General features: G+C 53.6%; 5 protein-coding genes. All 5 read right to left on the bottom strand.

The features are described 5' to 3' along the window. Positions 1 to 260 (bottom strand): ESPR domain-containing protein (locus tag C4S72_RS25485; RefSeq protein WP_160115497.1); only part of this gene is annotated, 260 nt, incomplete at its 3' end. Between the two features lie 308 nt (positions 261 to 568). Continuing rightward, positions 569 to 910 carry a hypothetical protein gene (locus C4S72_RS25480; RefSeq protein WP_104006029.1) on the bottom strand — a complete coding sequence of 114 codons (342 nt, stop codon included), beginning with the start codon at positions 908 to 910 and terminating at the stop codon, positions 569 to 571. A gap of 560 nt (positions 911 to 1,470) precedes the next feature. Further along, positions 1,471 to 3,036, bottom strand: coding sequence for a PI-PLC domain-containing protein (locus C4S72_RS25475; protein ID WP_146071945.1), 1,566 nt, complete (start codon positions 3,034 to 3,036; stop codon positions 1,471 to 1,473). A gap of 531 nt (positions 3,037 to 3,567) precedes the next feature. Next, entirely contained in the window at positions 3,568 to 5,244 is a 1,677-nt protein-coding gene (locus C4S72_RS25470; protein WP_104006027.1) for a ShlB/FhaC/HecB family hemolysin secretion/activation protein, read from the bottom strand. Positions 5,245 to 5,400: 156 nt separating this feature from the next. After that, positions 5,401 to 12,246: MBG domain-containing protein (locus tag C4S72_RS25465; RefSeq protein WP_104006026.1), on the bottom strand; the 6,846-nt coding region annotated here is incomplete at its 5' end.

Genomic DNA, 12,246 nt, shown 5'->3' with positions numbered 1-12,246 from the left:
GCCAGGCGGTCGGAGTTCTGCTGCACGTTGAGCTGATCGCCCTGGTAACTCAGGCTGCCATCGCCGGCGGAGATCTGCCCGCCCTGGGGCAGCTCGGCCCAGGCGCTGGAGGCGCCGAGCAGCAGGGTCAGCGGCAGCAGGCGGCGTACGCTGCCGGCCTTGCCCTTGCCGCGGGCGGTTTCCGGCGCCACGCACCAGGCGTTGAGGGTGGCGTTCCAGACCAGGCGGAACACGCGGTTGAGTTGGGCATGGTTGTACATCATCAGCTCCCTTGACGCGGATCAGGCGCGAATCGTCTAAACAAGGCGGCCGAAGAGACCGCTACAGATCAGGTCAGACTAATGGGATGGAGGTAACCGATGAGACACATCTTGAACAAACCGACAGAAAACAGGGTAGATGGCTCACGCCTGCTCAGCAGAGGGAGAGTTAATCATTTTTTTGGGAGAGATGGAGTATAGATAGAAAAGGATATTAATAATAAAATATATTTATTTTTTAATTTTATATGTAAATTTTTAAAGCGGCATCCTATATTAGAATGACGCTTTAATCGAATTTTTAAATTTTATGAGGTTGGCGCAGTCTCTACGCCTGTATTCCCGTTGGCTTTATTTTCCCACTTGATTCTTAGTGGATTAATTCGGGAGACAACGAACTTTTCTTCGCCGTCATTATTTTCATGATCTCCCAAAATATCACCACCATATATTAAGATATCATATTGGTCTGATACAAAAATAGCTTTCATCGATGCAGGCATCAGAGCGCCATTAATACCGTCTATTGCTACACCAGCTGCGGAAACGCTGGCCGAAGAAACAGCGAGAGCGGTTCCTGCTGCTACCAGGGCTGTGCTGCTGCCACCGCTGAAAGACACCATAAAAAGCCCTGCGACACCGATAACCATACCAGTAATAGCCGCACCAAAACTGAATATTTTGGCAAAGCCTTGATCGTGATTGAATTTTTTTCTTTCTGTGCCTATAAGTTAATTAAAGTCAGGCCAGCCCATGCCAAACTTATCAAAATTATATGACTCAGCCAGGCTGAAGATAATTTTTGTAGTACTGGACAGCACCCTTCCAAGTGTCAGGTCTCATAAAGCGTGACATTCCAAAGCCCATAATAAATTCATGTTTCACTCAAAATGAGACTGATCTTGCCAGGAAAAACCTCACATTCAGTGAAATGATTCGCTCGGCTTTTCACTTATCTTGAAACAGATAGCTGGGGCTCTTTATTAGGTACAAAGAATCCCCAATCATAGCGGCAGTTGACAATCCAAAGCAGGAGGGTGGGCCGGGCAAGCTCCCCGACCCTTTGGTTTAGACATCAATGCTCCAATACCATATAACGCCGCGCTCTGCGACAATTTTGAGCGCAGTGATATAATTGACCGACAGCAGCACTTACTTATGTGATTATCAATCGTTATAAGCTAATCAGCCCCTTTAAGTTTTGATTCAATTATCTGCCTGACAAAGTAATAGCTGTATCTACAGCTCCAGATGTTTCGTAGAAGTCGACCCACATTACCGATATGATATTCGACCCTTTTTCAGGCACAAAGTTCGCGTTAACTAACGAGCTGAGGCTAGGATTCAATTGACGAACAAGTTCTTCCAATGTTCTCCATGACAAGGCTGCATTATAGATGGCAAGTGCTGCGCACAAAGTTTCCACTGCGGCTAATATACCCCAACCATAAATGGGAATAAGGGCTACTGGTAAAGCAGCTACAGCTAAGGGCCCTGCCAGTGATCCGGCGACTCTTTCATACACATCGCTCTCTTGTGGGGTCAATGTCATTGAAAGCTCGAAAGGCTTATTTGCGGCAACGGCGATATTGTATTGGGCGATCTGCCCGGCAATCATTTCTTTAACATTATTCTTGTTGGAGTATCTTCCACTAAGCCCGATTTGAGACGATGTCCAAAAGATTTCGTCAGACGCTTCTGTGTAGTCGGGGTATGTAATAATGAGTTTAGTCCCCGAAACTCCTTGATTAACGATGTCTGAATAGGTCTGCTCAAGGGGAGACATCAAAGGCGTTGTTTTCTTGAATGTATAACTCCCCAGTTTATTTCGAACATTATCCGTGACACGCCTTTTTAATTCCGCTGTATCTACATGATAAAAATGCGAGAAGCTTAGATAAATAATTTCTCCATTTGTTTCTCTAGAAAAACTAACGATATCATCAAGGACATTGTCGAGTTTTTCGCCTAGGCATCCGTGATAGGTGTAAAACGTATCAGTGGGTTCATAGTAATAGACGCGAATATCTAAGCCTCTAATACCACCTTTCAATTGTTCGTAAATAGTTTGACTCTGAGTTCTTCCTAGCCCTTTAATTAGCCCGAACAAATTATCAGAAAGAAACAATGGAATATCGATTATTATGCCAATTCCGGTAGCAGCGATATCATCACCAATTTTCTTGATAGAGTTCAAGAACCCCGCTAAATCATCACCATTATCTGTCGTTTTAATATCTTGTAGCTGACTTGTACCAGCATCATGCGCGGATGGTAGGCATATGTTTCGTAATAATTTTCCATGTATGTTAGTAGATTGTTCCATCCACTTGCCTTTATCTATAGTTTCTATAAAGAAAGGCTGGCTTGTTTTAAGCCTTACAACTTCTTTGGGAGAAAGGCGGCTTGCTGCTTGTGAATCAAACATATTTGATGGTGCCGTCATATAAACTTCTTTCAACCCTCCTTTTACCGAAAAAACATCAAGCTCTGTCAGGTGAGAGTATTCAATGCTACTGGCATAAAAAGCTACTCTTTTATTATTCCAGCCTTCCTCTAATGAATTGCTAGCACTATATATCAGGCTGCCGTCTACTTTATTTTCGTGTTCATATACAGGAATTGAATTAGGATCTTTTTCTGAAATTCCATAAAAAGATAATATAGGTGTCTGCTCATTATCAGTTTCGTAAATGTTTGAGAATTTCACTACAGGAGTTCCATTCTTTATTGTGGTGTATCTGTAGACGTTTACTTTATGAGTTGAGACTTTCATATTTTCTAGTCCTTTATATTGGCGTGTGCAGTATCCCATAACACAATGTCCATTATGCCTTGATACTGAACCATTTCGGCTCTACTGCCAGTCCAAAATGTGCATCCTTGTACATCAATTCGCGCACATCTACTAAAAGGGATCTGCGCCTGCGAGGCTGCTCCAACCTTCATCTGGCTCACCAAAGAAACCAACCGGCCTCGTATTCCATCCTAAATGAGACTCCGTTTCACGGTTATGAGACAGCGTTTCACGTTAATTGAAATTCGACACCAAGTCATGCAAATATGTATCGGAAGGTTAGTCATCATTGGTAATATTTATGTTGCTCATTTTTAAATCCTTTTAATAATTTTTTATTTCACTAAATTTTATAGTAGTTACTTATCTCCTTTTTTAACGGTCTATACGATATATATTAAAGACCTCTAGGTAACAGATCGGTCACAAAAATAGTGTTGGTTGAAAATAAAAAAGGGCGATTAAAAATCGCCCCGAGTAGGTAAATGCTAGTTGTATTGTTGAGCTCGATTAAAAACGATAATTCACACTGGCCCAGATTCGCGGGTTTCTGTCTTCCGTGTCGGACTCGGGCTGACCGCCTTCCAGGCGCCAGGCGGAGGTCAGGTTGAACTGCCAGTCCTTCAGGCTGGCTCGCAGGCCAAGGCCGGCACCGGCCAGTTTGCGATGGTTATCGCCTTCGGCCCAGGGGCGGGTGTTTAGCTCTATGGCGCCAGCATCGTAGAACAGGTAGGGCTGAAGCTGTTCATACTGATAGCGCAGTTCCAACTGGGCCAGCCAGCCGCGATCACCAAACGCTTCACCTTCGGGATAGGCACGCACACCGTTGGCGCCGCCCAGGCCCATGCCTTCCGATGAGTCCAGGTTATCGTCGGTCCATTGGCCGTTGATACGGCCGTAGAGTGTCCACTGATCGCTCAGACGTTGCAGGCGTGCGAGCTCCAGGTTCAGCTTGCTGTACTGGCCTTCGGTTTCGGCGGTCATTTGATCCACGAAAGCAAGTGTCTCGTCCAGGTCCAGGTCTCCGGAAGTAAAGCTGAAATCAGACCAGGTCAGGCCGCCGCCGAAGAGGCTGTCTCGGTGGTCGAAACGCAGGCTGGCGGTTACCGATTCGCTGGATTTCTTATTACTGAAAAAGGGCGAGGCGGGTTTGTCCTGAAGGTGGTTATAGCTGTAGCCCAGATCCAGGTAGAGGTTGGTGTTCTGTGAGCGGATCAGCGGATACTCCACTCCCAGGGTGCCGATTCGCGCTTTGCCGGTGGCACCGAGATCTTCGAACTCTTCACCCAGTTGGTAGTAGGTTTGGGTATAGCGCAGGTAGCCGCGAGCACCGGTGTTCGCAATGGGCAGGCTATATCCCAGGTTGCCGTACCAGAGCTCCTCTTCTGTGACCATCAGTGCGAGATCCAGCCTGTCGCCGAGTGTTGCCAGGCGGTTGACCGAAGCGGTCGCCAGGGTACGCCAGCTGCCGGTGTAGCGGTTGCCGTGGTTATCTACTCCTATGGAACCCGAGATTTTTTCTTCTTCCTGAACATCGATCGCGAGATCGCCGGTGCCGGTGGTCTGGCCAGGCATCAGAACTGGGTCGATGCTGATCCCCGGCAGGTCGCCCAGCAGGTTGATGGCACGGTTGAGACTATTCCCCTGGATTGGGTCACCGGCCTGCAATTCAGGCAGGCGGGCAGCCATGGATTGAGCGAGTTCATCGGAACCGTTAAACCTGATTTCGCCATACCGGCCCTCAACCACACCAATAACCAGCTTGCCTGACTCCAGTGTCTGCGGGGGGAGATAAGCGAGGCTGAAGGGGTAGTCCTGCTGGTGATAAAAGTCGGTAATACGCTGGGACAGGCGCTGCAGTCCCGCCATATCCTGAGGTTCACCAACCGCATCGTTGATCACCGCCAGAAGCTGCTCCTGCGTGAACAGGCTGTTGCCCTCAAAGTGAATCTCACTGATCTCAACCTGAGGGCCGCCCGGTTCTGCGGTGGGTTCCAGACTCTGCTCATCGATTGTCATGGTAGTAGAGCGTAGTGTTGGTTGTGCTGGCTGACGCATCTCATTCAACACCCGGCCAGCATCTGGCGGAGTTTGCGCGAGCAGCGGTGCGGTCTGGCTAAAAGCGGCAAGAGCAACAAACAGTGGCAAGGGACGTAAACGGAAAGACAGGGGGCTGGTGTGATTCATGAGTTTGGCAGTTCCTTGGTAGTGCAATTCATTTAGAACGTCAGACGTCCGGGTCAGTGTCTGCCGTGTGCCCCGTTATTCCGCTTAAATGCGGCGGGCACATCGTAAACAATGGCAGGGAGAGGGCGACTGTGTTGCCGCCCCTTTGCCGAGTAATCAGGGCAGGCGGATGCCGCGATCGACAACCTGCAGTTCGGTATGAAGCGTCTGCTGAGGAGATCGACCGATAGCAACGGGTTTGTTGCCCGCCAGTTGCTGTGCCTGCTGGATACTGCGGCGGTAAGGCACGCCGACGGTATCCATCGGGGTGATGATTTCCAACACGCCCTCGTTAAAGGTCAGAGTGTAGTTAGCCGCGTCGAGTCCGTATGGCACCAGACTGAAGATCCCGGCGTCTCTGGCTCCTTGAGAGGAGCCCCCCCACTGCAGCAGACCGGTGAGCGCCGATGCATCTTCGCCATTAACAAAACCGCGATAGATGACTCCGTTTCCGCCTTTCCATGCAGATCCATCCAGCACCCAGGTTAGATCGTTGGCCCTGATAATCAGCGGCGCCTTATCGATGGTCAGGGAGCCGTCGACAAAGGTCAGCTCGTAGTTACCGTCGGTGCCATCAACTGTATGCGCGTAGGTACCGGCGTTCTTGCCGCTGCCGCCAGTGGTGGATACATCGGTGAGCACGCTCTGATCTTCGCCACCGACCAGACCGTCAACCGTAAAGCCATTCACCTGCTGGTTAGCACCGTTGTAGGTGGTGGTACCGCTATTGGCGGTGACGGTGGCCTGGGCTTTATCGATGGTCAGGGCGCCATCGACAAAGGTCAGCTCATAGTTACCGTCTGTACCTTCAGCGCGGTGCACATAGGTACCGGCGTTCTTGCCGCTACCGCCGGAGGTAGTTACGTCAGAAAGAACGTTCTGGTCTTCGCCGCCGACCAGACCGTCAACCGTAAAGCCGTTCACCTGCTGGTTAGCACCGTTATAGGTGGTGGTGCCGCTATTGGCGGTGACGGTAGCCTGGGCCTTATCGATGGTCAGGGCGCCGTCCACAAAGGTCAGTTCGTAGTTGCCGTCGGTGCCATCAACCGTATGGGCATAGGTACCGGCGTTCTTGCCGCTGCCGCCGGAGGTGCTGACATCGGTGAGTACACTCTGATCTTCACCTCCGACCAGACCGTCAACCGTAAAGCCATTCACCTGCTGGTTAGCACCGTTATAGGTAGTGTTAACGCTATTGGCAGTGACCGTAGCCTGGGCTTTGTCGATGGTGAGGGCGCCGTCGACAAAGGTCAGCTCGTAGTTGCCGTCTGTACCTTCAGCGCGGTGGACATAGGTGCCGGCGTTCTTGCCGCTCCCGCCGGAGGTGGTCACGTCAGAGAGAACGCTCTGGTCTTCACCGCCGACCAGACCGTCAACGGTAAAGCCGTTTACCTGCTGGTTAGCGCCGTTATAGGTGGTGGCACCGCTATTGGCAGTGACGGTGGCCTGGGCCTTATCGATGGTCAGGGCGCCGTCGACAAAGGTCAGCTCATAGTTACCGTCGGTACCGGCTGCGCGGTGTACATAGGTGCCGGCGTTTTTGCCGCTCCCGCCGGAGGTGGTCACGTCAGAAAGAACGCTCTGATCTTCACCGCCGACCAGACCGTCAACGGTAAAGCCGTTTACCTGCTGGTTGGCGCCGTTATAGATGGTGCTGCCGCTGTTGGCAGTGACGGTGGCCTGGGCTTTATCGATGGTCAGGGCGCCATCGACAAAGGTCAGCTCATAGTTACCATCAGTGCCATCAACTGTATGCGCGTAGGTACCGGCGTTCTTGCCGCTGCCGCCGGAGGTGCTGACATCGGTGAGTACACTCTGATCTTCACCTCCGACCAGACCGTCAACCGTAAAGCCATTCACCTGCTGGTTAGCACCGTTGTAGGTGGTGGTACCGCTATTGGCAGTGACGGTAGCCTGGGCTTTACCTATGGTGAGGGCACCATCGACAAAGGTCAGTTCGTAGTTACCGTCGGTACCTGCAGCACGGTGCACATAGTTACCGGCGTTCTTGCCGCTGCCGCCGGAGGTGCTGACATCGGTCAGTACACTCTGATCTTCGCCACCGACTAGGCCATCAACGCTGAAGCCGCTGATGTTTTGGTTGGCCCCGTTGTAAGTGGTGCTGCGGCTGTTGGCAGTGACCGTAGCCTGGGCTTTATCGATGGTCAGGGCGCCATCGACGAAGGTCAGCTCATAGTTACCGTCGGTGCCTTCAGCGCGGTGCACATAGGTGCCGGCGTTCTTGCCGCTGCCGCCGGAGGTGCTGACATCGGTCAGTACACTCTGATCTTCGCCACCGACTAGGCCATCAACGCTGAAGCCGCTGATGTTTTGGTTGGCCCCGTTGTAAGTGGTGCTGCGGCTGTTGGCAGTGACCGTAGCCTGGGCTTTATCGATGGTCAGGGCGCCATCGACGAAGGTCAGCTCATAGTTACCGTCGGTGCCTTCAGCGCGGTGCACATAGGTGCCGGCGTTTTTGCCGCTACCGCCGGAGGTGGTCACGTCAGAAAGAACGCTCTGATCTTCGCCGCCCACGAGGCCATCAACGCTAAAGCCATTCACCTGCTGGTTAGCGCCGTTATAGGTGGTGGTACCGCTGTTGGCGGTGACCGTCGCCTGGGCCTTATCGATGGTGAGGGCACCATCCACAAAGGTCAGCTCGTAGTTACCGTCGGTGCCGGCTGCGCGGTGTACATAGGTGCCGGCATTTTTACCGCTGCCGCCGGAGGTGCTGACATCGGTGAGCACGCTCTGATCTTCGCCGCCGACCAGACCGTCAACGGTAAAGCCGTTCACCTGCTGGTTGGCGCCGTTATAGATGGTGCTGCCGCTGTTGGCAGTGACGGTGGCCTGGGCTTTATCGATGGTCAGAGCACCATCCACAAAGGTCAGCTCATAGTTACCGTCGGTGCCATTAACTGTATGCGCGTAGCTACCGGCGTTCTTGCCGCTGCCGCCAGAGGCGGAAACGTCTGTCAGCACGCTCTGATCTTCGCCGCCGACCAGACCGTCAACGGTAAAGCCGTTCACCTGCTGGTTAGCACCGTTATAGGTGGTGGTGCCGCTATTGGCAGTGACGGTGGCCTGGGCCTTATCGATGGTCAGGGCGCCGTCCACAAAAGTCAGTTCATAGTTGCCATCGGTGCCTGCAGCACGGTGCACATAGGTACCGGCGTTCTTGCCGCTGCCGCCGGAAGTTGATACATCGGTCAGTACACTCTGGTCTTCTCCACCGACCAGGCCATCAACGCTAAAGCCATTCACCTGCTGGTTAGCGCCGTTATAGATGGTGCTGCCGCTGTTGGCAGTGACGGTGGCCTGGGCTTTATCAATGGTCAAGGCGCCATCGACAAAGGTCAGCTCGTAGTTGCCGTCGGTGCCATCAACCGTATGCACATAGGTGCCGGCGTTCTTGCCGCTGCCGCCGGAAGTTGATACATCGGTCAGTACACTCTGGTCTTCACCGCCGACCAGGCCATCAACCGTAAAGCCATTCACCTGCTGGTTAGCGCCGTTATAGGTGGTGGCACCGCTATTGGCAGTGACGGTGGCCTGGGCCTTATCGATGGTCAGGGCGCCGTCGACGAAGGTCAGCTCGTAGTTACCGTCGGTGCCATCAACCGTATGGGCGTAGGTACCGGCGTTCTTGCCGCTGCCGCCTGAAGTATTTACACCGGTGAGCACGCTTTCATCTTCACCGCCTACGAGGCCTTCTGCGGTAAAACCGCTCACCTGCTGATTGGCACCGTTATAGGTGGTGCGGCCGCTGTTGGCGGTGACGGTAGCCTGGGCCTTATCGATGGTCAGGGCGCCATCGACAAAGGTCAGTTCATAGTTACCGTCAGTGCCATCAACCGTATGGGCGTAGGTACCCGCGTTCTTGCCGCTGCCGCCGGAAGTGGTCACGTTAGAAAGAACGCTCTGATCTTCACCGCCGACCAGGCCGTCAACCGTAAAGCCGCTGACTTGCTGGTTGGCACCGTTATAGGTGGTGCTGCCGCTGTTGGCGGTGACGGTGGCCTGGGCCTTGTTAATAACCAGAGTGCCGTCGGTGGTGATCAGGTCGTAGCCCTGCTGTCTGGAGTAAAGGCCACTCATGTCTACATCGTAGGTCCCTGCGTTGCGTCCACCACTGACATCGCCAAAGATATGATCAGCATCGTAGTCGCCTGTGGCGCTCCAGCTACCACGCTGCTCGGTACCATCGTAGGTGCTGCTGGTGTCTTCACCATTGACGTTCAGCGCGGTCAAAAAGCTGCGCAGCAACGGTGCGGTATAGCCTTCGTAGATGCGCCAGACGCTGCCGGTGCCGCCTTGGGCATCAATATCCCAGTCGACAAAGTTGGCAGCTTGAAGCATATCGGCGGTGCCTAGCCCTGCGGTTCCTGTGGCGTAGCCGTTCCCCGCGCTTCGTGACATGCCGCTGGTGTCGGTATTCCAATAGCTTTGTTCAAAGGCGCCTCCGCTTAGATGGCCGGTAAGCCCACCGAAGTTGGCGTCGCCTAGATATCCAGCAGAACCAGATATGGAGGCTTCGGAGTAAGAGTGACTTACGTTTCCTTCCAGGTAGCCGACCAGCCCCCCCGCGTATACATCATTACCTAGGTTTGATGCGATTGAAGAAACCGTTCCAGAGGTATAAGAGTAAAGAATTGAACCGTTGTAATAGCCTGCCAAACCTCCGACGGTAGTATCTAAAATAAGCGCATTGCTTTTTGTACCTCTTATTGCACCGGTTACAAAGGATTGCTCAATAGTGCCGCCATTACCTCCTCCGACAAGGCCTCCAACATAGAGCTGATTTGACGAATGACCGGTTATATTGGCGTTGAGAAGCCCAACGTTGCGAAGGATTGCATTGCTTGTATAGCCAAACAGACCGACGTAAAGGCTGTTGATAGAGCTGCGATTGATAAACAGGTCTGAAATTATGTGACCTAAGCCATCAAAGGTTCCGCTATAGCTGTTGCCGCTGTTGCCGACAGGGGCAAAGCCCGCGCCGCTATTCCAGCCGGAAGTTTCCGAGGCATCAATATCATTACCGAGCAGATAGTTGGCGGAGAGGTCGTTTCGCATTGCCTGTAACTGGTCGATATCAAGAACTACGGTGTAGAGGGCAGGGCGGTTGCTGGTATCGATGGTGCCGCTGGGCAGGTCGTTTTTGTTGAACACCCGGTTGCCGGCCAGTCCGCGCAGGTAGGGGGTGGTTTGGCCATCGGCATTGGCCCAGATGCCGTCAAAGCCTAAGAAGTTGGCGGCATCAAACATCTGCGCGGTGGTCAGTCCGGTCATACCAGCATTGCTACCGTCACCTGCCGCATTGTTCCGGCCACTGGTCTCGGTGTTCCAGTAGCTTTGGTTAACTGTGCCTCCTCTATGCGAGCCCAGCAGTCCGCCGGTGTAGTGATCGCCTTGCACACGGCCTGTTGAGTAACTATCAATGATGCCACCATTGGTTAAGAGTGCGCCCACCAGTCCACCGTTATAGTATTCGCCTTGCACACTGCCGGTGGCATAGCTGTTGCGAATGCTGCCAGCATAGACGGAGCCAACCAGCCCGGCGCCGTATTGAGCGGCTACCACATCGCCGGTGGCGTAGCTGCGGCTGATCTGTCCGGTCAGCTCGCCGACAAGACCACCAACAATGCTGTTCCCCGTTACACTGGCGGTGGAATAGCTGTCGTTGATACTGCCGTTGTAAAGGCGGCCAGCCAGCCCGCCAACCCCGTAGTCCGTCATCTCCACAGTGCCGCTACTGTGGCTGCGTTCGATGACACCAATTATTTCACCCACCAGCCCACCAACTGTTTGTCGGCCGTAGATGTCGCCCTGCACTGAGCTGTCACTGATGCTGCTATTGCTAGACGCCCCACCGGCCAGTCCTCCCACATAGATTCGGCCACTGACTGACGCATTAAGCAGGTCGACATCGCGGATATGGCTGCCAGATGTTCGCCCAAACAGACCGACGTAATTCGTGTTGGTGCGGTTGATGGTGAGGCCATCGATCGCATGGTTCCTGCCATCGAAATCGCCGGTAAAGGTGTTTGACTCTGTGCCAATGGGCACAAAGCCCGCATCGTCGTTCCAGTTGGCGGTGCCGCTGGCGTCGATATCGTTGGCCAGCGCAAAGTGGTTACTTAGCAGGCTGTGTGAGGCCATCCCTTGCAGGCCGTAAACGTCGATCAGCTCATAGGGATTTGCCTCAGTACCGTCGCCGGCAGTGGCGCGCAAAAAGCTGGCATTCGCTGTATCGAGCTGAAAGTCATCCGCCGAGAAAGAGGGCAGGGTACCGCCCAGCTGGGCCCAGTCGCCGCTAAGTAGGTTAAAAGTGCTCACGTTAACATCGCCATCGGCGCTGATGGTGCCACCGGCGTCCAGCACCAGCCCGCCTTGGGTGGCAGTGATGGCCTCGTTGATATGGATATCATTATGAGCGTCCAGCGTCAGGTTGGTGTCGGCATCCCAACTGACGGCAGCGTTGACGTGGATATCGCCGGCTTCGCCACCAGCCTCAACGGTTTGCAAGGTGACATGGGTGCTTGCCAGGTTACTGCTCAGAGTATCGGCGCCGATACCGCTGTCGGTTTTAGTAGCGCCGCCAGCACTGATGGTGAAATCGGTGGGATCGATCAGCCACTCACCGGTGTCGCCACCTTGGGCCAGGGTGGTAACCTGCAGATCCTTGTCGATTTTCACCTTGGCGGCACTGGTTTCGATAAAGCCGCCATCGCCGCCTTTAGCGTCAATAGCTGGCGCTGATGCATCCAGCGTGCCGGCGACCTGCACCTGGCCCTGCTGCATATCGCCCAGCAGCACGATCTCGCCTTTCTCGCCGGTGGTCAGCGTCTGCGCCTGGGTGATACCCGTGTGGTTGATCACGCTGGTGGCGAGCTTGCCGGCGGCGCGGGCGGTCAATAAAACCTTGCCGCCGTCGGCACGAATCGCGCCGCCCTGTTCGAT

The organism is Marinobacterium lutimaris (assembly GCF_900108065.1).
GTDB classification, from domain to species: Bacteria; Pseudomonadota; Gammaproteobacteria; order Pseudomonadales; family Balneatricaceae; genus Marinobacterium_D; species Marinobacterium_D lutimaris.
This window is presented reverse-complemented; position numbering and strand designations above follow the sequence as displayed.